This is a genomic window from Sphingobacterium endophyticum (genome assembly GCF_009733535.1).
In the GTDB taxonomy this organism is placed as follows: domain Bacteria; phylum Bacteroidota; class Bacteroidia; order Sphingobacteriales; family Sphingobacteriaceae; genus Sphingobacterium; species Sphingobacterium endophyticum.
The window spans coordinates 1-21,767 of the sequence record NZ_SMMI01000009.1 but is presented as its reverse complement, the minus strand read 5'-3'; the positions used below and the strand labels follow the sequence as shown (position 1 = coordinate 21,767).

Sequence of the window (21,767 nt, the reverse complement as noted above, 5' to 3'; positions counted from 1 at the left end):
CCATTCCAAATCATAAATTTCATATAACAAATATGTTCCGTATACTAACAATTTTATTGTTTTCCATTGATTGATAAAAGCATGTTTCTTTATTATTTGCTAAATGTCAATAGAGTAAAAATTAAAGAGTCATTTGAGCAAGCGGAAGTTGGGCATAGCCCTACTTTTTAATCCCTTATGCCTTTAAATCTTAACTGGTTCTTTTCTTTATATTGGTTTCTTGGATTTTTTCTCTTCTGCTGAAATACTCTATGAAAGAAAAATAAATTTAAACTAAATAGGATATGGAATCTTGATAAGTAGTGTTGGACGATCTCCAGATGCTCTGGATAAAAACTGGAAAATGAATAAGAAATATCACCAATTGCAAAAACTTAAGGACAAAAGCAGTCTCAAAAGGTTGTTTTTGCCTGTTCTTTAGAACAAGAAAGGATGAAATCAAGGAAATACTCAAGTAAGAAGATGGCATTAAAAAAAGAAACCGTATCTAAATTAATTGTTTCGATACGGCTTCTTGAAATATCGATATTATTTTATAACACGCTTAGGAATTCTAATAAAATTTTGGTTTTTTATTCTTTGCAAACCGATCAGCAGCGATTTCGATTTCCCTCTGAGATAAAATTTTAACAATTGGGGAAAAGGTAAAAAATAAGATCTTGCAAGTAGAGGATAGTCTTTTAGGAAAAAATATAATTCCTGATAAATTGATGCCAAATCAGTTCGGATTATATGGTCAAAATGTTTCGGCGCAATCACCATGGGGATTTTTTGATGATTATCAGTCCTTTTAGCAGAAAAAAGCGTAAGTCCCCTGAAACAGAAATCAATCAAAAGTAAACCTCAGCAGCAATAGGTGGACAGAAGATCTTCCAAAGCATGCGCTAAATACACATTCACGGGCTTTTTCATCTGCAGAATATTTATGGAAAGATCTCCAGATGAAGACACCATGGAGGAAGTACCCCTTTATCAAAAAAATGCCAAACAATTAGTTGATCTTCCCATTCTATGACTATTTTTGCCCAATCATATACTTTACTGCCATATAAACGGAGATCACTGGTTGTGATTTTTTTCCGAACTTTACGCTTTAATTAATGCTTCTGCATTTTTGACAGCTATCGTCCGAGGCAATCATGTTTTTTAGCCGGAAGCTGCTGCTTAAATAATATTTCGCATCACTAACTATTGAAAGTTTGGAGATGGCACATTCACAGGAAGGATCATGAAAGAAGAGTCAAATTTAATTTATATCAGCCCATCTACTCAGGAAATAATAGAAAGGCGGATCCAAGCATGGATAGAAAACCGTTCTTACCTGGACCATAACTGTTCCATCGATAAGCTATCAAGGGAGGTGGGATATAACAGAAAATTCACCTCCTATGTAGTAAATAGGACAAGGGGCTGTTCCTTTCCGATCTTCCTGAACTCCCTTCGACTTTCATTTCTTGAAAACTTTCTGCTCGAATATACTGAAGAGGAACCTATCAAACTCACCTATCTTGCCTACATATCTGGGTTCTCAACCTACGGAAAATTTGCTTCAGCAATTAGGGATAGGTTGGGGGTCCCCCCAAGTACATTTGTCAAGATGGTCAGGAATAGGTCACTTGGAATCTGAACATTGCAAAAATTCTGGTTTATTCTAAACGATAGCTTTCACGAATACGGAATTCATGGTCAGAGTTTTTGTACTATAGCTTTCTGATTCCCCAAAGGAGCTGTTAACGGTCCGGAACATATACGCCAATCCAATGAAATTTGCAATGAATTCCTTACATCCCTTGGCGAGCTCTATAGGGATGTCGGCTTTTTTTATGCTTTTAGGATTTGACTCTCAAAGGATAAAGGTTAGAAACAAATTGTGCTTTAATTAAAGCCTAAACATTTTTTAGAAGGCCGACTAAAATATGAATAGGTGTTGGGAAAAAACCGTAAATTGTTTCCTTTTAAACATGGCTAATAACCCATATATAATCGAAAGATCATGATCACGGATAAGAATATTTTTGTTCAGAACGAATTCTCCACCTTAAAAAAAGTTGTTTTGGCTGCTTCCGAATATGGATACCCTTTGGAAGTAAGGGCGGCAGATCTCTGTTTTTTGGACGATTCTGCAATCGAAGATTCTAATCTTAACCGTGGAAGGGATCACTCTGAAGCTCATCCAAAAATTCAGCTCCAATGGGAAGCCGAAAGGAAAAACTTCAAGCAAATGCTCGAAAGCCATGGAGTTGAGGTGCTGGTGGTCCGCAGGTTAACCGATGCAGAGAAAGGGTTTGATCCTAGGAACGGATATGCAAATTTTTTCGCTAGGGATCCGTTTTTTGTAATTGGGAACATAATGGTGGAAGGTGCAATGCGATTTCTGCACAGAAGGCACGAAATATGGCCACTCCGTGATTTGCTCTGGGCAGCGGCAGAGGGCTCGGACTGTATCTATGTGGCCGCTCCTTTTCCACAGGTTGCAGATCCGGGTGACCCTACGCTGGGAAAAGGTCCCTTTATAGAAGGCGGTGATGTGCTGGTGCTCGATTCACATGTTCTTGTAGGCAACTCTGGATTGGCATCCAACGACCGCGGTTTCCAATGGCTATCAAAATTGATTTCTCCATTGGGCTATACCGTAGAGCAGGTTCGTTTGCATCCCAAGATCCTTCACTTGGATTGCGCACTGGGTTTGGTAAGACCCAATCTCATGCTGGTCTGTGAGGAAGCTCTACCGGATGGGATACCAGAAATACTAAAGGGCTGGTCGGCAATCCATGTAACCCTAGAGGAAGCTGCCAATCTTGCGACTAATGGGCTACCCCTATCGCAGGATGTATACATAACTGACCCTGCCTTTAAACATATTGGCAAACAGCTCGAAAAGCATGGCGTGGAGGTATCCTATGTGGATTTTAAGGTCAGCAGGAGCTTTGGAGGTTCATTCCGCTGCAGCACCCAGGCATTGTTGCGTTGCGATCAGATTTAAAGCCGGACTGCCGAGAAAAAGTCATATCTGATATTTTTCCCACCGCTCGACAGAAACAGGGATCACATACTTTCGAAAAATTGTCAGGAAGTCGTGGAGCTTTTAAATCCCGAAGGATTGTAGGCTGTGAACATAGTGACAAATTAAAAGGTATGCTGGGAATTATTAAATGGTATGCTGGGAATTATTCGACAGAACGGGAATTTCGGAAATATAAAGAATATGAGGTGTAAAAGGTCCACTCAGGCATAAGGCTGGTAAGAGGTGAAATCATCTCCGATATGACCCAATACCCAACAGGACCCTTCGACCACTTATTGGGTTCAAAGAGCCTGTGGAGGAATCATTGATAACCCAAAAGTAGCCAATGGACATCAAGCATACCAATCGATTTTTTAGTCTATCCAATAATAGTCAGTTAATGTAAGCCATGCTGTTAACATGTGTCCCGTTGCGTTTTGGCTATCGTAACCGGAATTCATAGCCTATGCCTACCGAGGTGGTCCTATTTAGATACTTTGCGCCATCCTGGTTCGACATGTTGATGAATCCTGCATTGCTTCCCATATGGAAGACCAGCCCGTTGTCCATCCGATATCCCAGAAGTACACCTAATCCAAAATCGAAAGGTCTGAGCTGTTCAGGGCCGCTACCCCATTCCAAATGGATCGCATTGCGGCCGGATGTAACACGTGCATCGATACCGTAGGCAAGAAAGGGTCCTCCACCGAAGAAAAAATCGCCGGATCTGGTTCGAGCCCTTCCAAGAAAATTCACGGGAACCTGAAGATATAGAAGGCGGTCTGTAAGGCTTTCTCCGCCTATTTCCGATTTCCCTCCCTTGGCCTCAAGGGAAAGTCCGGGCTGAACGGAAAATCCGGGGGAGACCAGGACATCATAGTATACGGTCAAATGATACATTGGGGCGAGTTTGGTCGTCGCTGACTGATTGTCCAGTCGCATATATTCGCTAGATAGGTTGAGTCCGCCCCTCATTCCGAAATTGCTCTGTGCATGGCTAACCGTTACCGTTGCCACCGTTAGGAAAATTCCCGAAATTATTCTTTTCATAAATGTATTGGAATATGGTTAAATTGTTGGTCTGTTACCATCCAAACACGCCAGAAGGTATCTATATTTTTGTTTAATACAAAAATAAGGAATTGATCTGTTTTTTAATATGATCCAGATCATTTTTTGCATATATAGGTTCACGAATAAACAAAGAATAAAAGGGAAATAAAGTGCTATATAAAAAGTTTGGATTTCGGCGATCTTCGTCCTTTCAATGGGACCTAGCTGGACCTTAACTTAACTATTTTAACGCATAATGACCCTACTTTCTTGATAGAATGGGATGTTTAATGCGCCTACTAGATGCAATTTTCCCAGTAATCCAATTGGGTTATCGGAAAAGATTCCTCTCAAATTCAAAACCCCTATTCATTTCATTCTTATTTCTATGGCATCAGTGTTCATTATTTAATTATCGGCCGAAAGTCCTTAACCCTCCGTTAACTCTCTTTCAAGTGGGATTCGGTCAATGCTAACGGAACATTCAATTCTTTTGGATTCCGCTGCAATGTTAATGGACAGGTGGCAATGCGTTAAAAAACGTTTTTTATAACCCGGTCTATAAATCAGGTATTTTCTAATTAACCATCATTTCAAAGGACATCTAGTGGTAGAATCCATACTTTCAAATCCATTCCACTCTTCCCCTCCCATACCCATTTTATTTTGGTAAAATTTAAATATCGATATGCTCTTATGCTCGACAGGCCAAATTACTGAATGTACAGCTCCCCGGAAACCTCAATTTTTTTTTCGGAATTACTATCGGCCAGCACCACCTTGAGTCTACAGGGGTTATCGATGTGGCCTTCGGTGAACCCGAGCTTAACAAAGAGATCTTCCCGGGCAATATCATCAGAAGGGATTCCTTTCAGTTGAACATGACCAAGTAAGTTGGGATTGGAAAGTAAAGCCCTACCGGCTCTGTCACTCAATGCTACGGATAGTTCCGGGTAGACCTTATCCCCTACTTCCCTGAAGCCCTCAGTTCCCTCGATAATCAGAATCAATGAGTCCTTTTGGCTGAAGACACTGTCCAGCACGACCTCATTACGGGTTAAGTTCCATAAATACACTGCCCCATACTCGAGTCCACTTGAACGGACATCAAGCAGTTTGCTCTCCATTACCGTAAAGGGCATTTCATAGGAAAATGTTCCCGTTCCCTTTTTGTCCCAGATCTTGATGTAGGCCTTATAGTCCTTTTTGTTCCCATAAGGCAGGACAGCCGTGAAATTGGCCTGCATCTGAAGCGGGGACAGATCCGTTCCCTCGCCAATAGCCTCAAACAGGTCTGGATAGGCCAGCAGTGTATCCTGGCCATTTTCAACGACATGTATGGATAATCCCGGAAAGACCTTACCGTTCTGTTCTGTAAATCCCCGCACGTTCTCAAATAAGATATTTACTTTTTCCCCGTAAACAAAAGCAAGCTCCTTCCCTGTTCGCCCACCTGTATCAATATGTACTTCCTCGCAACTGATGCCCTCACCCCTTGAAAAAGCACCGGTTATCAGGTCCTTTTCCACCGATTGCTGAAAGCTGCAGCCGTTCAAAAGGGCTATCACTGTAGTGGCCGAATAAATTATTGTTCTGTTCATTTTATCCATTTAGAATGTTTATACCTGGTTTTCTGTACTTAATCTTCTATTTATCAAAACCATCCTGCCCAGTCGGTCAAGACCGATAAAAAGAACCACCGGCCATTCCGAAAATGATGGCATTTAAGCCAATACTTCCTTTCATCCGGCATCCAGTCTTTTAATTTGATTGCTGTTCAGTCCTTTCCTAAATCAATCAGGCCCAGTCAATTTTTTGACAGAGTTTAAATTTCCCATAATAAGTCCCCGTCGGCATTTATCTTCCCCTTGGATGTACCCACTGGCGCAGTTGGTGCTTTTTGACGCTTAATCAATTTTTCACACGGGATATTTTTGGAAGGCATTGAAAGTCTGCTATCGAGCATTACGATCATACCTTTTTGTGGAGCATCATGTCCTTTGATTCACCCTTTCCTTAATCATTTGCTCAACGGTAAAGTTAATAAAACATCGGTCTCAAACAGGGTATAACAATCTACAGAAAACTCCTATTCCTATCTACAAATTGTCTACAAAAGGGGCTGAACTTCATTATTTCCCTATAAAAAATCGCAACCTTCTAAATGTTAACCTAATGGTTGTATGGATTAGGAAATATTAGAAGCTAAATTTCTCAGCCCATAAAGATCGATGGAAAAATAAATTGGGAATCATCCTTCCGGTATCGACTTTACCTCATCGGACGCGAGTCTCTCCCTGTGTGGGGAAGCGACATTCTGTAATGAAATTAGAAGCCAGTATTGAATTTCTGCTATTGGATGAAGTGCATTAAATACATTATGCGGCATAATTTTTTTGGATTAACCTTCTAAATATAGAATTCAATAAATCTTAAGCTTTCAGCAGCTGTTTTTTATAGAAAAAATCTAAGTCGATTATTTACGGTAAAAATATAAATCTTTTGTAGTGGAAGAGATTTACATTTTCACCAAATCAAGCTATCGTTCTAAGCTGGCTAAATTATTCTGTCGTTATAACCTGATAAAATTTCCAATGCGGTACGTAAAGGAATAAAAAATAGGCCCCTAGAGAAAGGGGCCGTTAACCAAGTGTTCATAATCCTCTAAGGAAAATGTTGGGTAAAAATAGCTTATTCAATGTTATTGGAAAAAAGTTAAATTCCAAATTATGACCGAATAGCTACAATCCCAGACCCGAATCGATTTAATATCATAAATTACGTTAAAAAGATCGTATAAAGAAACGATGATGCCTTACCTTACCATATCTTACCTTAATCAACCATTGAAACAAGCCTGCCGATTAAGAGGAGCCCAATCTTGAGATGGAGGATTCAGTAGCTCTTCCTTTCTAGAAGACATTTGCACGGAATTCCCTAAAGTCGACTGGACACCTTGGTCACAACATCTTAAAATAAATCGTAAATCCGTTTTCCGGCAATTCATTTTCCTCAGTTAGAAGAAAAAGGTTCTTCCGATACATTCAGTTTACTAATCAAATGGCAGGCAGAACCGATTTATAGGTCTCAATCTATGCCATCAAATCTACCTTACGATAATCCAAAATCAGTTTTGGTCGATTCTCAAAGTCCCGACATAAAATAAGGTCTGCCATAGGCGGAGCTGTGAAAAGAACCTAGAAGTAAATTCCCTTGACCACATTTACAGGCATTGTATATAAAATGTAGACAAAAAATAGAAATTGACAGCTAAATCATAGCTTCTTCCTGATTCCCTTCTATTAAAATATCTTTAATTTTATCACATGGACTTCATCTGCCGCCCCTAATTTAACTATGACATGAAAAGATTACCAAATCCAGCTACCCAACATTTGATTGCAATCATACTTTCGGGTATCTTCGCTTATTTCCTGACTTCCTGCAAAAAGGATCAGAATTCGAAAGAGGATCCTCTACCGGAACCCATAGAAGCCGATGTCTACGTGACAGGAATAAAAAAAGTCGATGGTGTAAACCGCCCCTTCTTCCATAAGAACGGAAATGAATACATGCTCGCCTATGACGGAAACGTTTCAGCAACCGCAAGCGATATTTTTGTTTCCCAAGGGAATGTTTATGTAGTGGGATTTATAAATTCTGATCTGACCTGGCAGTACCACCCAAAGACTGCCGTGCTTTGGAAAAATGGCAAATTACAAAAGTTGGAAACACCTACCTCTGCGATAAGGTCGGAAGCTAAGGCTGTATTCGTATCCAATTCGGATGTCTATGTTGCTGGAAGGTACATAAAGACCGGCGGGAAATGGGTAGCATGTGTCTGGAAAAACGGGAAGGCCACGGATTTGACGGACGGTAGACATACGGCCAGGCTATATGACATCCATGTGGTCGGAAATGACACCTATGTTGCCGGTTACGAAATAAATGAGGAAATAGGAACCCAGGGCAAATACTGGAAGAATGGGATACCGACCGTGCTGGAGAACAGGAACGATGAAAACCTCGTTCCCAACCAGATCACTGTCCTGGGAAGCGACATATATGTCGTCGGTTCCGGTTTTGTAGGGGACTCACAGACCGTTCAGTACTGGAAGAACGGGAAGCAGCACATACTGCCAACAAAAACATCGCCAGTCAATTATGGCCAGTCCATAACGACCGATCACAACAATGTACTGATTGGAGGAACGGTGGACAACCAGCCAATGGTCTGGAAGAATGCGAGATCGCTGGATTGGAACATCAATCCCGATCCATCGATCAATGCCGAGCTTTCGGACCTGAAAGTACTAAAGGGAAATGCCTTTGCAACCGGATGGAGAAAAAATGAAAAGAATAGACCCCTGTGGATATGGAAAAACGGACAGGAATACTTCAGTTCTGAAGGTGATACTCACTATACCCCTACCGGTCTCTTTGTCGAAGAAAGGAAACCTTAATAGGGTTTCCAAAACCAGCGCTTTAGTGCTAGGTCAGGCCCGGATTATTCCGATTCATTAAAAAAGAGAATCCAATGGATAAACACCAAATTGACCGATAAAAAGTTAAAGTGCCCGATATCCAACGGATTGTCTGCCACAGGAAGGAAATTCTAGTTTTTTTTGGTTATCATCAACAATCAGTTTATTTTCGCCCGAATAAGCATATTTATTAAAGAACATGTAATGAAGTTTCCTCTTTTAATCCTTATACTTTTTGCAGATCTGCATCTGGCAAAAGGACAATCAACACCGGACTTTTCCAAAATTTACCTGGATCAACTTTATTCAGGAAGTAGTGGGATCCAGCCTTTAATAATTGGCGATACCGATTTCAGGGACCTGGAAGATATCGGAAAATCGATCGGTGAGGCCGATATGGTCCTTCTGGGTGAACCCAGCCACGGAGATGGAGGTGCCATACAGATGAAGACCCGGTTGGTAAAATATCTTCATGAGCAAAAGGGATTCGATGTTCTCCTTTTCGAGGCAGATCTTTTTTCCATAATGTTCGGCCTTTCAGACCTCGATGATCCCAAGGAGATCGAAAGGTTCGTCCAGGAAAGTATATATACCTGTTGGTCGGAAAGTGAGGTAAGCAAAGAACTTTGGCACTATTACTCATCCGAACTCAAGGGCCCTAATCCTATCCGTATTGGTGGGTTCGACGTTCGCCATGCGGGGAAATACTCTAAGGACAGACTCGTTCCATACTTGAAAAGTCTTCTAGACACTATTGGATATACTATTGAAACGGACAGTTATAAGCGTTTCACGAAGGACCTCTCTTACATGATGAAAGAAGAATTCAGATCAAATAAGGATTCAGTAGACCCCAAGAACTTCAACCTTGAGGTCGACAGGATCGAAGAGGCTGTGCGTTATAGCGCACTGAACACCAAAGAAAGAAATCTATCCATGATCGAGATCAACAATATCAGGAATCTTTTCGCCCATCTTATCGATGGAAAAAGCAGGGATGCGATCATGGCCCTGAACTTTATTCTGCTATCCAGGTATATATTTCCGGGACAGAAGATCCTGGTCTGGTCCCACAATAACCACAACGTCCTTGATGTGAACACCTATGCTTCCTATAGTAAGGAATTTGCCGAAAACTGGTATATGAACGACACCTACCGTGGATTCACCTACTTTGGAACTGACATCTTTCGGGAATTCGGGGATAGGGTCTATTCCCTGGCAATTACTTCGGGAAGTGGAAATTATTCTCCCGCATTCTTCGGAAAGGATTATTTCCATGCGGATTTTACCAAGGTTGCAAAGATACCTGCATCAGCAAAGGAATCCCTCGAAGGATTTCTGCAGAACAAGAAGAGCGGAAATAGGTTCATTCCCCTACCCAATACACAGGGACGGCCCAGTGGGTTTCCATGGTTTTCAGGCAGATTGCTGGATCTTACCTTTGAAGCCAAAATGGACTATACCTCCTCTTTCAACGGTATAATCTATCTGGAACGAACGGTAGATCTCAATGGAAGGTAGGCCAAGCAGCTCTCTAGGTTCAATCAAAGGGTATACCTACCTAGCTCTCTTAAGGAAAGCAGATCCAGTAACCTTGAGAACCTCCAGGAGGTATTAGCCACAAAATTTACCTTACGGAATTTTATTTTAATAAACCGGAAAACAGGTAAAATCGGATCCTTAGAAATTCCCGAGAATTATCATCGGAAAAGAACCCATGGGCAGAATCAAGATAAAATGGCGTTCCAACTAATTAAGGATCAAGGTCGCTGAAAGTCTTGGAAAGATTGTGAAACCATCGCCAACCTCTAACTTCCAAAAGGTAGAAGCCCCATTTCGGGGCTTCACACGATAAACTATAATCTATTATACTAATGGGCCGTTAATCCTCAAAGATTATTTCAAAGTGACCGTCGAGGGAGATCCTGAGATCCAAATCCGTTTCTCCTGATTCTAGTTCAAGGATATAGAAGGATGCAGATGGGGTCTCCACAAATTCCACATCATCTATTCTGAAAGCTCCATACTGAGATGCCTTGAGTTTTTCAAAAAGATTTTTGGGAAATTCGTTCACAGTAACCTTGCTAGAAGTTCTTAGCCAGGTTCCAGAATTATCAAAATGGATATCCATCTTGGTGTTGTTCTCAATAAACTCTATTTCCAAAAGTCCGTCCTCGATTTCTACGTCAATCAAACGGAATCCGCGATGGTGTACCTCCATATAAGTCGAAACAACGATCGGTAATTCCTTTGGAAGGTAGTCGTTTGTGGCATCACTGTCTCGGAATGCCTTCACCAGTGTGCCGTCAGAGGTGTAGTAGAGGTCGAACTCCTCTTCACCCAGTTCAACTTCAAGTACATAGATCGGATCGTGGTCCCTACGTTGGACATAATCTATATCTTCTATTTCCCAGTTGGAATAATCCCCTTGAGCAAAGGCCTCTCCAACGGCAGAAGGCAGTAGCGTTAAGGGTATTTCCGTTTCAGTGAGTTTCCAAGATCCTGAATGATCGAACCATGCCTCTAATTCCCTGTTGCTCGAATTGAATCTAACGACCTCATGTCCACTTCGGGAAGACCACTTTATGTTGGTCGCTCCTGGGTACATTTCATCAAAATTCTTTTTGGCCGTATGGTTTTCTCCAATGCTTTCATCTTTTGAACAGCCTGAATGCGAAAGGCAGAGGGCAAAAATGCAAATATTAAAAAGTTGCCTCATATTCTTTTTGTATTGTCCCGATCAAATCTCCATTACAATTCTGGAGAAAAATTGGAATTTTGGGAATATCCGTATGCTAAAGCTCATTAGATTATGCAAACCACTGTTTAACAGTGGTTTGCATAGATTTTTTTAATAAAAGATCCTTTTCGAATTGTAACACAATATTCAAACTGCGGTTATGAACAAAATATATTCCAGATTCTATCCAGAATTGAGACATATTTTTGGCGGATAAGACTATAAGCTTACTTTATGAAGATATTGATCGTTGAGGACGAAGCCGAACTTTTGGAGGTCATGATACAAACTCTATCCAAAAACGGTTACATAGTTGACCATGCTTTAGATTATAAAATGGCATTGGACATGATCATTTCCTATGAATACGACTGCATCCTGCTGGATATCACACTCCCTGGGGGCAGCGGTATGGACCTGCTCTCGGAAATAGTTCAACGGGAAACCCGTGAGGCCGTGATCATCGTCTCGGCAAAGAATTCCGTTGGCGACAGGATTATAGGGCTCCAACAGGGCGCTGACGATTATATGTCAAAGCCATTCCACCTGGCCGAAATGGCAGCAAGGGTCGGTTCAGCAATCAGACGCAGGAACCACAACGGCATGAAGTGGCTGAAATGGAACAATATCAAGATCTATCCGGAGAAAAGGGAGGTGAGGGTTGGCAGTGAAGATCTCGCTTTGACCAAAAAGGAATTCGACATCCTGTATTATCTCATCGTCAACCAAGGAAGGGTCATCAATAAGATCTCAATTTCAGAGTACGTTTGGGGCGATATCACAGAAAAGGTGAATAATCTTGACTTCCTCTATTCCCAAATGAAAAATATTCGAAGAAAACTCTCCGAGGCAGGTGCCAGGATCGATATCCAAGCAGTATATGGTATCGGATATAAGATTACAGGCCGTGAAGAAGAGATCGATTAGAGACTATACTACTGGTTATCTAGCAATATCGCTGCTGGTCGCCATAACTGCTTGGGCCATGACTTTCTATTTCGTGATCATAGACGAAGTATATGATAACATTGACGACGGATTGAAAGACCGAATGGAAAGGATCAAGGAAAATGCAGAAAGGGAAAGTTGGCTGCTCCAGACTGATGAGTTCGGTATTTCCCAGCTTCGGATAACTCAACAACCGGAAGGAGCTATACAGGAAGGAGTATCAATTAACAACGATTTCCAATACGTCCCTATCGAGGGAGAATACGAGCCAGTGAGGATGCTTCGGTCCAGTTTTTATTCAGGCGGTAAGTTGTATCTTTTGGAAATATTCACCTCCACGCTCGAGGAGGATGAATTCCTTGAGGATCTACTGTCTTCATTAGCGATGCTCTACATTCTTTTGGTAACAATTATACTGGTGATCAAGAGAAACATTCTTGGAAAGGCACTTGAACCCTTCCAAATGATCATTCTGAATCTCCGTAATTATGAAATAGGGATCAGTCCGAAATTTCTGAGACAGGAATCCAATATCCGGGAACTTGATGAGCTTCAGGACAGTATCTTGGCCATGGCAGAAAAGAATGAAAATGTCTATGTCCGCCAGAAACAGTTCATTGAAAATGCATCCCACGAAATTCAGACGCCATTGGCCATAGCGATATCAAAATTTCAGCTGATGATGGAGGAACCAGGGATAGACGAAAACCTGATTAAGCAGATGGATCGGATCCATGCCACGCTCAACAGGATGAAGAGCCTGAACCAGTCACTACTCACCCTTTTCAGGATCGAGAACGGGCAGTTTGTACGGACTGAAGAAATCGACTTCAACAGGATCCTTTATGAAACAATCGATGATTATTCAGAAATCATAGAGTATAGCGGGATTACCTATGGAATTGAGGACTCCGGCAGTTTCATTGATCGTATGGATACCGATCTGGCACATATCCTAATAACCAACCTTCTGAAGAATGCCATCTTCCACAGCGGGCAATTTGGCTGGATAAGGATTAACGTCAATTCGGACCGATTGGTCATTTCGAATTCAGGCGAAGCCCCTCTTGACACCGGATGTATTTATGAAAGGTTCTATAAAGATTCGCAGGCAGATTCATCGACAGGACTTGGCCTTGCCATCGTCAGGTCTATCGTAGACCTTTATCCAGCAATCGACTTGGAATACAGATTTGCAGAAGGCCATGAATTCACTCTGAAGCGCATAGCCAACCTGAAAAGCTCCGGGTAGTATAAGGTCACCTGCCATCCTAAGGGAAGTGATATGAAATCCCTTTTCCGAAGAATATTGTATGAATACATTAAAAATCCAATTTCGCTACAGAATCTTTATTGAGCTTCGTAAAAAAAATGATGAAACCTCTCCACATTATATTCCTATTTTTTTTCCCAAGTTTCAGTTTGGGCCAGCTCCTTCACCTGGACCCCGGATCGATTAGGGTCGATTCATCCTCTATTCACCGTCAGGAACGGTTCGATATGGAAGACCTTACGGTTCCGATAGCTCTGATTTACTCTGGAGTGGCTATCAATGGAAACCATAGCGAATCGCTAAAGAACCAACTGATGAAAGAGAGGAACAAACATTTTCCAAAATTCAGGACCTACGTGGATGATTACCTTCAGTTCTCCCCCATTGTGGCAGCATACGGGCTGGATGCTATGGGATATCCCTCGAAAACGGATCTGGGAAACCGTACCCTAATACTGATCAAGGGCGAGATGGCGATGTTCGGCATCACCCAACTGATGAAGCGCACCCTAAGGCAGCGGCGTCCGGACGGATCCAATATGCATTCCTTTCCCTCCGGTCATACGGCACAGGCTTTTGCCGCTGCCACGTTCCTATGCCAGGAGTACCAGCATAGGTTCAGGTGGATGCCATATCTTGCCTATGGAGCAGCCTCAGGGGTTGGGGCAATGCGTATCGTGAATAATAAACATTTTATCAGCGATGTCCTGGTCGGAGCGGCAATAGGAATACTTTCGATGAAGGCAAGCTACTGGACACACCGTTACCTGACCCGGTCAAGGGCAAACTATTGAATTAAAATCAATATCAAGAAAATGTACATATGAAAACAAGATTTATTTTTGCAATCCTTTTCACCCTGACATCCTGTGTTTCATGCAGAGCGATAAAAGATCCTGCTATTCGGGATGCACTTGATAAAAGTAACTGCAATCAACAGAATCTCTACAGCTATATGGTGGCCGACTTACCTCTCCCACTACATGAAATCGAGCTCTCAGGTGAGCTGAAGGATAATCTTGACAGAAGGACGCTAAACGTCGCAAATGCCGTGGGGATACTGGATCTCATCGACAGGTACATTAAGGTGAAAAACAACGGCGACAGTACGAGCTTGGAAGCACGTATGGAACTTCTGGAGATCCGCCAGAATATGGATCACAGCATCAATTCCGCATCTATAGAAATATCGGCCGTTTCCTCAGAAATGGACTGTGAGGAGGAGCGCATCAGCCAGGTGGCCAATTATCTTTCCGGTAAGCAGGGCGAACGTGAATCCAGGTTTACCAAGGGGGCCATCGTACTGGGTGCACTGGGGACGATATTGACAGGAGGGGTTATCAAAAACGACGGTATCAGCAATACGGTAGGCATAGTAGGCGGCGTCGGAGAGGCTGCTCTGGGACTTTTAATGCTCTTCAACAGGGAGTCCGTTGATTTTCACCATGAAAGGAATGCCCTTCGGGATGTCTGGACCGATGTCCGAACATCAGAGATCTTCCCACCCATGGTTTGGTACTATCTGAACTACAGGGACCCCTCTATCGGAAAGGACAAATCCCTCAGGGATGAGATCATTGAGAAATGGACGAACCTCGGACAGATCGATCCCAAATCCAATGAATCAACGGAGCTTCTCTATTTCGGAAAGGGAGCGGAATATACCGCGGAGGAATTGGAGAACCGGGCAGATATGTACGATCAGCTGGAATCGAGCATTACTTTGATGAAACAGGATCTAAAGGCCCTTTCCTTGAAAATTGACGGGCTCTGAGCTAGGGAATTGGCACTGCCCATTCCTATGGTTGGGTATGGTCTCAATATGGCTAACATAAAGGATGCCGAGTAATGATTTAACCATACAAGTTTTTTGAAGATCAAATACGTAGTAATGGGATACACGATCCTCCCATCGGCTAGGAGAAAGCCTACCCTCAGGCTAGTTAGGGAATACTCCATCCCACCCCAGAACTCTTCGGCTAAGCAGGATTTAACCGGTATACTTTCAATAGGTATAAAACAGGACGGATTATGACAAACTTAAATCTCCGAAAAACCCTGACATTAAATATGGCCTAAAGGTAGGAAGGGTAAATATTTTTGATGGATTTTAAGGGTTAATTTCAAACAAGGAATGTCTACAACTTTATCCCTGAATGGTTTCATTCGGTCTTTAAAAGAAGAATAGCGAATACAACCATAGGGGCTGATTCGGAATAATCTTAGGGCCCAACCCTGATTCGCCTTAATGAATCGAAGAGGGAATTCTGGATATAAAGAAGAGTTGGATCACCAAACATATAATGAACTTAGCTCTGACTCAAGATAGGTCCTACCACATCGGAATTTCGAAATATTCGAAATAAATCCTAATTTATAGCAATTCGGATTCATGAGACATTAAAAAAAAATAGTCCCACAATTCTGCATTAGGGAAAAATTTACCAAGTATTTGACCTAAAGTCGGTTCAATGAAAGAATTAAATATGACAATTTTATTGCTTGCTGTTTCACTAGGGCTTTCGTACGCTCAGACAGGGGAAGGTGAACGGATCAAAAGGAACCTCCCTGAAATCAAGGACTCCATCCAACTCGTCGATGCTATGAACAGGCTGTCCATGCTGATGTACGAAAGGGATGCCGACAGCACCTTCTATTATGCCCGCACTGCCATGGAAATATCAGATCGGCTCGACTATCAAAAGGGGAAGGCCGATGCCTATAACAATTTTGGCGTATATTTTGACATCCAGGGCAATTTTCACCTGGCCCTTAAATACTACAACAAGGCCTTGGTGGATTACCAGAAGCTCAAAGATTCCTCCAATGTGGTACAGGCTACCATGAACATCGCAATGGTGTACGGTGAACTTGACAAGGACGGGGAATCCATTGAAAGATTTGAACATGCCCTGAAGTCCGCGGAACTGCTTAAAAACGACTCGATCAAGTCCCTTCTGATCTACAATTATCTACTTTCACATCCTGGAGAATTTACGGATAGCCAGTACGAAGGGTTCATTGACAAGGCGCAGGCCATAGCCCAAAGGTACGGTGACCAACGTACCCTCCTGGCAGTAAGCCAGCTCGTGGCCGACCGGCTCATCCTTAAGGGCGAAAAAGAAAAAGGAATCCGTCTGCTGGAACATGCGGTTACCTCAGCGCTGGAAAAGCAACTGTTCTATGTTTCCATGGACATGTTACTGGACCTGGCAGACCAGGTCGGGGGTGAAGATCCCAATGCCCGAACCGAATATCTGGAAAGGGGCCTAAAGATCGCCAAGGACAATGAATACCTCTTTTATAACAGGCTCTTCGCTCGCATGCTCTATGAGCATTCTGCCGAAATCGGAAACTGGGATCGCACCCTGTTCTACGCAAGGGAGTTGATCGAAGCCAACGACCTGATGGAGGAACTCGCCTCCAGGAGAAACATAGATTATATTGACTACGTACTCAAGGAAGAGCAGATAAAATCCCTTAATTCCAACTATAGATACCTCTCTGTGATTTCCGGATTGTCCATTTTGGCACTTCTGCTCTCTGGTATCTTCACGCTCCTCATCCTCAGGAGCCTAAAGAAAGGAAAGCTGAATAACAAGAATTTAAAAAATGCACTGAATGCCCTGGAGAAGAGCAATCAGACAAATACGGACATCATAGGATTCGTTGCCCATGACCTGAGGAACCCCCTCGGCGGGATCGCAACCGCACTTGAAGTTATGCAGGCTACCGGCGGTAGGAACGACCAGGACAGGACAGTCCTGCGAATGATGAAGACTTCAGTGGACAACGCACTCCAACTCGTGGACAACCTACTTCATCAGCAGTTCAGGAGCGAGGGACTACCAAAAGAACCCATTGACATCGGTGAACTCCTGACTTATTGCATCCAGATGCTCCAAGCCAAAGCGATGTCCAAGGAACAGAAAATTATCTTAGACTCCGAAAAAGGACTGTTCATTCCTGCCCAAAACGAACAGCTGTGGAGGGTTTTCAGCAACCTGATAACCAATGCCATAAAATTCGCACCTTTCGGATCAGAGGTCGAGGTCGTCGCCCGAAGGGCCGGATCGCACGTCCTTGTAACCATCAAGGATAAAGGACAGGGCATCCCCGAAGAATTTTCGGACGCTATATTCGATATGTACAAAAGAGGTACATCCGGAACCGACGGTGAGGAATCCTTTGGCATGGGGCTGGCAATTTGCAGGCTGATCGTTGAGGGCTACGGCGGTGAGATGTGGTTTAAAAACAACCGCGATAGTGGAACGACATTTTATGTTCGGTTACCAAACTATCACCTGTAGCCTCAAGCCATGGGTTTTCGTTCTGCCGAAGTTCGGTACTGAAGTGGGCTGATGTTTCGAAGGAATTTTCCTACTTGACCCTTTGCCCATCCTTCAATATAGGGATAGTCTCTCAGCGAAATCAGTAGTTTGTGCCAATTGCAAAATAGGACGGAACATGCCCTATTACAAATAGTAAATTCAAACTGTTTAAAAATTGTCTCCTGCGTGCAAAATTTGCCCGAATTTTTCATATTTGCGCCTTTGTCCAGCTTTTGGAGTAAACATCTCCGATATCCCAATAGGATACAATGCCCATCCAATTATTCTTTCCAAAACTGTACAGGGTCGGCTGGGATAAATCCATATCATTCCCGAATTTCGTCCCCTTGCACTTTCCTGAACTTTCCGCTTTTTTCTACTATGAAAGTTTCAGTTTCTATAATGGGCTCACCACTCATCCAATTGCTGGAGGTAACGACGATTTTTCTTTTATCAATTCTGCTGGTTTTCCTGAATGCCGATTCTGCCACTTCATCATAGGCTATCGTCAATCTGTCGATTATCTTGTTTTCCTTGTTCAGCGTCACCAAAGTTGTGAACAGTTCGTTTTCCCCACATTGATAGGTGATGACAATTGAAGCGAAGATTTCGGAGAAAGGAATCCTATAGTTGAATCTGAAATTTGTTGCATCTTTTCGTCTCGCGTCAAAATTGATCGTCCTCAGAAATTCACTGTTGCGCATTCCGAATCTTTCAGAATTTTCGAAATTGGTGCTGTCCTCTATCGGAAAATTCCTGAGGGGAAGCCAAATATGGAGATCCTCTGATGCAATTTTCAACCTGACGACGGTAGTATCGTCCTCTATAAAATAGAATCTTACCCGTTCTCCGGCCAGACTTCGGACAGAAGGTACCGTGTCCGAAAGATATCCTTCTTTTATAAAGACCAGATTTCCCAGCCAATCTGGACTACGCTTGAGTTTAAAATATCCGGAGCTGTCGGAATAGGTGCCCCTAATGTCCTTACTCCCTTCTTCAAATACGGACACCCCTTCAAGCGGATTGCCGTTCTGGTCTTGAACCTTCCCTTGATAATAATTATTGGCGGATTTGCAGGAAACGAAGACGAGCACTATCAGGTAATAAATAACATTTCTCACTTGCAGGAATTTATGTGTTATTGCTGTTGTTAATGTGTACTCTGTAGAACTCATATTCGTTCCCCTCCTCCGAGTACCGGGTCACCAGCCCAAAATAGAGCGTATGGTCATCGGACCAGAATTCCTTCTCTGTTACGCACAGCCATTTACCCGTCCTACTTTCAAAGGACTCGTTCAGTTCAATGGCCTTCTTAAATTTGCCGTTCTTTCCCTTCTGGATAAAATGGTAAAAGCATTCCTGCCCTTCATAGATTTTAGTCAGTCTGTACAATCCGTTGGGGGATGTGGTTGCCAGGTCCGGATTGCCTACCTCGTGGGTTTCCACTCCGGTCTCCAGATCGAAGCTGACATCCGTAGAATGTCCTCCTTCGAGCAGAAGAACGTCATCCTTTGGAAAATAGGCAACAAAGGAACACTCATCCAAAGGATATCTGCCATCTGTCGATGTCCCGTTACGAAACCTGATGCCTTCAATACCAAGGTATCCTTCCATTTTTCTGAACTCTACGACTCCCTTCAATTTCTCCCTAACCAACTCATGGTCAATAACCTTCTCTACAGGTATCCTAGCCCCTGCCTGTTGGCATGCTTCATAGAAATCCGCTTCGGCGATCCTTTCGATCTCCAGATGGATGGGGATTGGCTCCGAATGATTCCTATCCTCGATATGTTCGATGGCCGATCTGGCCTCACCTGTCCCTGGGTATCGTTCAACCGAATCCTTACCAATTTGCTGTCCGCATGAAATTATGCCTGTCGAAAGAAAGGCAATTAATGCCGTATGTATATAAACCTTCATTCCATTTTGACCGATTCCTATAGAAACTTCCCTACTACCTCCGCAATCTTTGGTTTTACCCCCAAAACATCTTTTACGGGGAAGCCACCAATGCATATAATATGCTACAAATATAACGCTTTTCAAGGGTGAAAAGTAGAAACCGTTTACAGACACTTCCTATACCCACTTACCTTAAAAATATAGACCTTAGGAAAAACAGGTAAGCAACTTACCCTGATTGAGCCAAACCGTTCAAAAAGATATTTTACCCAGTTCCATGACATATGGTGCAATACCAAGATACTCTGACCTCACCTTATTCTGCAGATATCTGAATGTATTTGGGACGAATGAATGGATCGGTAATTAGGAACCTTTCCACGATCGGCAAACAATTCGATTTTATATTTGTATTAGGAGCATGAAAAAGAAAAGGGAAACCGGCGGAAAAAAAGATAGTCAAGTATACATTAGGAAGGATGAACCGAAAAGAACCTACCTGAAACATGTGAACAATCAGGCAAGGAGAATGGAAGAATTGATGGATGAAGGACATGGTGAACAGTACATCCGGGACACCCTAAATGAATGGCCCGAGCTGATGAGATTGGCCCTGGAAAAATTCCGAAGGGAGAAAGGGAATTATTAATCCGCACGGATTGATGCGACTGTTCCTATCTCTGCTCGAAGGGGTGCTGAATGCCAGCTAAATCAGCCTCTTCGGACCTGATCAAGGACTGGAGAACAGCAACAGGAGGTTAGCGGCCTACCCCTATTGTAACAAACCGGACACCATATACCTGCTCATTTGCGATGAAAATCCTACAAGGAATTCTTGGTAATGAGGTAATATTAACACTAAATATGTTAGGAAAAGAGTATGTCTATCCAGAAAGTTTGTTAAAAATCTTTAAAACACTTTTTCAAACAAAGTGCTATTACTCAACAAAAACTCTAGAAATCATCTAATTGATGTACTTAGTCCTCAAGAGGGTGAAAGCCTTGGTTATTTCCTTTCTTTAACCTAGTACGGACAAATTTTCGATTCCTATACCTACGTTGCCGATATTATCCGAAACGGCTGGATGTACAACGCTTCAATATTATTGGCCTGTTCAGGTCTTTCCTTTCTAAACATTTCTGCAACATCATAAAAGCTCCTAACCCCATCTGCACTAGCAATGAAGCGTTCGCCCGCAGCATTGGGGTGTGCCAGAATATGAATAGCAGCCACATCCCGCACGTCGACAACACCCATTGTAAATTCGGTGCTTTTGTTTGTAGTTCCATTCAAAATTCCCGTAACGGCAATATCCAGCGAGGCAGATCTAATGCCACCCCTTACAGGTCCAAAAATTCCTACCGGATTGATTACCGTTAATTCCAAACCATTCCCTCATTTTCTATATAATCCCAGGCTGCCTTCTCTGCCCCAGTTTTAGATTTGATATAGGCGGGAAGCGGAGCGTTGGAATCAGTCCAATCGTCTTCGGTAAAAATATGGCCTTTAGGATTGATGCTGTAACCAACAGCCGCAAACGAAGAAGTAAGCACGACACTTTGTACACCGGCATTGTTTGCGGCTTTCAATACACGAAAGGCTCCGCCCCCGGCAGGAATAATGAGTTCATTTTCATCGCTAGGGTTTTGAGCCGGAAATGGAGACGCTACGTGCAATACATATTTTATACCTTGCATTGCTTCTAACCATCCGTTATCGCTGGTGAGGTCTACTTCGTAAAAGGATAAGTTACTTAGGTCGCTCAATCCACCTTCCTTCAAAGATTGTGATTACAACATTAGAGGGCTTTGTTGTAAAGTTCTATTTTAATTTGTTATGAAGGTCAGTCTTTGCTTCTAATTTGTTAATTGATGCAGCTAAGTCCGTTTTATACAATCTTTCATCAATTAGATTCGTTAAAAATTGCTGAAGATTACACTGCAGACCCCATTGTTAATACCTGCGGGTGTTGAAAAACTCCAAGATTGTAATCATTGGTTGCAAACCTGCGTTTTTACTATGGTCTTA

Annotated in this window: 17 protein-coding genes; 10 read left to right on the top strand and 7 right to left on the bottom strand. The window is 42.6% G+C overall.

Going from position 1 to position 21,767, the window contains the following annotated elements; genetic code table 11:
• Positions 1-1,228 precede the first annotated feature (1,228 nt).
• A complete protein-coding gene (locus E0Y80_RS12295; RefSeq protein ID WP_156307974.1) occupies positions 1,229-1,627 on the top strand; it encodes a helix-turn-helix domain-containing protein in 399 nt (132 codons plus the stop codon).
• A gap of 366 nt (positions 1,628-1,993) precedes the next feature.
• Positions 1,994-2,983 (top strand): dimethylarginine dimethylaminohydrolase family protein, encoded by a 990-nt coding sequence (locus E0Y80_RS12290; protein WP_156307973.1) that lies wholly within the window; start codon positions 1,994-1,996, stop codon positions 2,981-2,983.
• A gap of 462 nt (positions 2,984-3,445) precedes the next feature.
• Here E0Y80_RS12290 and E0Y80_RS12285 read toward each other — a convergent pair whose 3' ends face one another.
• A complete protein-coding gene (locus E0Y80_RS12285; protein WP_156307972.1) occupies positions 3,446-4,054 on the bottom strand; it encodes an outer membrane beta-barrel protein in 609 nt (202 codons plus the stop codon).
• 716 nt (positions 4,055-4,770) lie between these two features.
• Entirely contained in the window at positions 4,771-5,658 is an 888-nt protein-coding gene (locus tag E0Y80_RS12280; RefSeq protein ID WP_156307971.1) for a hypothetical protein, read from the bottom strand.
• A 1,761-nt stretch (positions 5,659-7,419) separates the two neighbouring features.
• Between E0Y80_RS12280 and E0Y80_RS12275 the strand changes: the two genes are divergently transcribed.
• Both E0Y80_RS12275 and E0Y80_RS12270 read left to right on the top strand, forming a co-directional pair.
• Entirely contained in the window at positions 7,420-8,520 is a 1,101-nt protein-coding gene (locus E0Y80_RS12275) for a hypothetical protein (protein WP_156307970.1), read from the top strand.
• 225 nt (positions 8,521-8,745) lie between these two features.
• Positions 8,746-10,065 carry an erythromycin esterase family protein gene (locus E0Y80_RS12270; RefSeq protein ID WP_156307969.1) on the top strand — a complete coding sequence of 440 codons (1,320 nt, stop codon included), beginning with the start codon at positions 8,746-8,748 and terminating at the stop codon, positions 10,063-10,065.
• Between the two features lie 361 nt (positions 10,066-10,426).
• Here E0Y80_RS12270 and E0Y80_RS12265 read toward each other — a convergent pair whose 3' ends face one another.
• Positions 10,427-11,263 (bottom strand): PepSY-like domain-containing protein, encoded by an 837-nt coding sequence (locus tag E0Y80_RS12265; protein ID WP_156307968.1) that lies wholly within the window; start codon positions 11,261-11,263, stop codon positions 10,427-10,429.
• A 255-nt stretch (positions 11,264-11,518) separates the two neighbouring features.
• Here E0Y80_RS12265 and E0Y80_RS12260 point away from each other — a divergent pair, with 255 nt between their 5' ends.
• The 5 genes from E0Y80_RS12260 (at position 11,519) to E0Y80_RS12240 (ending at position 17,815) form a co-directional block, all read left to right on the top strand.
• A complete protein-coding gene (locus tag E0Y80_RS12260) occupies positions 11,519-12,211 on the top strand; it encodes a response regulator transcription factor (RefSeq protein WP_156307967.1) in 693 nt (230 codons plus the stop codon).
• Positions 12,192-13,484: a sensor histidine kinase gene (locus E0Y80_RS12255; RefSeq protein ID WP_231596039.1), complete on the top strand. Its 1,293-nt coding sequence runs from the start codon at positions 12,192-12,194 to the stop codon at positions 13,482-13,484. Before E0Y80_RS12260 ends, E0Y80_RS12255 begins: the two co-directional genes overlap by 20 nt.
• 119 nt (positions 13,485-13,603) lie before the next feature.
• Positions 13,604-14,299, top strand: a complete 696-nt coding sequence (locus E0Y80_RS12250; RefSeq protein WP_156307965.1) for a phosphatase PAP2 family protein — start codon at positions 13,604-13,606, stop codon at positions 14,297-14,299.
• Between the two features lie 29 nt (positions 14,300-14,328).
• Positions 14,329-15,279, top strand: coding sequence for a hypothetical protein (locus tag E0Y80_RS12245; protein ID WP_156307964.1), 951 nt, complete (start codon positions 14,329-14,331; stop codon positions 15,277-15,279).
• A gap of 697 nt (positions 15,280-15,976) precedes the next feature.
• On the top strand, positions 15,977-17,815 hold the full coding sequence (locus E0Y80_RS12240) for an ATP-binding protein (protein ID WP_156307963.1): 1,839 nt from the start codon (positions 15,977-15,979) through the stop codon (positions 17,813-17,815).
• Between the two features lie 347 nt (positions 17,816-18,162).
• Here E0Y80_RS12240 and E0Y80_RS12235 read toward each other — a convergent pair whose 3' ends face one another.
• Together E0Y80_RS12235 and E0Y80_RS12230 are read right to left on the bottom strand one after the other, a co-directional pair.
• A complete protein-coding gene (locus E0Y80_RS12235; protein ID WP_156307962.1) occupies positions 18,163-19,011 on the bottom strand; it encodes a peptidase associated/transthyretin-like domain-containing protein in 849 nt (282 codons plus the stop codon).
• Entirely contained in the window at positions 18,968-19,882 is a 915-nt protein-coding gene (locus E0Y80_RS12230) for a hypothetical protein (RefSeq protein WP_156307961.1), read from the bottom strand. The genes E0Y80_RS12235 and E0Y80_RS12230 overlap by 44 nt, the downstream gene beginning before the upstream one ends.
• Positions 19,883-20,159: 277 nt before the next feature.
• On the opposite strand from E0Y80_RS12230, the gene E0Y80_RS12225 reads away from it, so the two are divergent.
• Complete coding sequence (locus E0Y80_RS12225) at positions 20,160-20,387, top strand: hypothetical protein (RefSeq protein ID WP_156307960.1); 228 nt, start codon at positions 20,160-20,162, stop codon at positions 20,385-20,387.
• Between the two features lie 405 nt (positions 20,388-20,792).
• On the opposite strand, the gene E0Y80_RS20775 is transcribed toward E0Y80_RS12225, so the two are convergent.
• Both E0Y80_RS20775 and E0Y80_RS20770 read right to left on the bottom strand, forming a co-directional pair.
• Positions 20,793-21,125 (bottom strand): Rossmann-fold NAD(P)-binding domain-containing protein, encoded by a 333-nt coding sequence (locus E0Y80_RS20775; RefSeq protein ID WP_231596038.1) that lies wholly within the window; start codon positions 21,123-21,125, stop codon positions 20,793-20,795.
• On the bottom strand, positions 21,116-21,520 hold the full coding sequence (locus tag E0Y80_RS20770; protein ID WP_231596037.1) for an NAD-dependent epimerase/dehydratase family protein: 405 nt from the start codon (positions 21,518-21,520) through the stop codon (positions 21,116-21,118). The genes E0Y80_RS20775 and E0Y80_RS20770 overlap by 10 nt, the downstream gene beginning before the upstream one ends.
• Between the last annotated feature and the right edge of the window lie 247 nt (positions 21,521-21,767).

What these genes read in the sequence shown, in the direction of transcription:
- E0Y80_RS12285 (WP_156307972.1), bottom strand. Translation starts at nt 4,054, where the DNA reads ATGAAAAGAATAATTTCGGGAATTTTCCTAACGGTGGCAACGGTAACG.
- E0Y80_RS12275 (WP_156307970.1), top strand. Translation starts at nt 7,420, where the DNA reads ATGAAAAGATTACCAAATCCAGCTACCCAACATTTGATTGCAATCATA.
- E0Y80_RS12250 (WP_156307965.1), top strand. Translation starts at nt 13,604, where the DNA reads ATGATGAAACCTCTCCACATTATATTCCTATTTTTTTTCCCAAGTTTC.
- E0Y80_RS12295 (WP_156307974.1), top strand. Translation starts at nt 1,229, where the DNA reads ATGAAAGAAGAGTCAAATTTAATTTATATCAGCCCATCTACTCAGGAA.
- E0Y80_RS12225 (WP_156307960.1), top strand. Translation starts at nt 20,160, where the DNA reads ATGAAAAAGAAAAGGGAAACCGGCGGAAAAAAAGATAGTCAAGTATAC.
- E0Y80_RS12235 (WP_156307962.1), bottom strand. Translation starts at nt 19,011, where the DNA reads ATGAGTTCTACAGAGTACACATTAACAACAGCAATAACACATAAATTC.
- E0Y80_RS12280 (WP_156307971.1), bottom strand. Translation starts at nt 5,658, where the DNA reads ATGAACAGAACAATAATTTATTCGGCCACTACAGTGATAGCCCTTTTG.
- E0Y80_RS12240 (WP_156307963.1), top strand. Translation starts at nt 15,977, where the DNA reads ATGAAAGAATTAAATATGACAATTTTATTGCTTGCTGTTTCACTAGGG.
- E0Y80_RS12270 (WP_156307969.1), top strand. Translation starts at nt 8,746, where the DNA reads ATGAAGTTTCCTCTTTTAATCCTTATACTTTTTGCAGATCTGCATCTG.
- E0Y80_RS12260 (WP_156307967.1), top strand. Translation starts at nt 11,519, where the DNA reads ATGAAGATATTGATCGTTGAGGACGAAGCCGAACTTTTGGAGGTCATG.
- E0Y80_RS12245 (WP_156307964.1), top strand. Translation starts at nt 14,329, where the DNA reads ATGAAAACAAGATTTATTTTTGCAATCCTTTTCACCCTGACATCCTGT.
- E0Y80_RS12265 (WP_156307968.1), bottom strand. Translation starts at nt 11,263, where the DNA reads ATGAGGCAACTTTTTAATATTTGCATTTTTGCCCTCTGCCTTTCGCAT.
- E0Y80_RS12290 (WP_156307973.1), top strand. Translation starts at nt 1,994, where the DNA reads ATGATCACGGATAAGAATATTTTTGTTCAGAACGAATTCTCCACCTTA.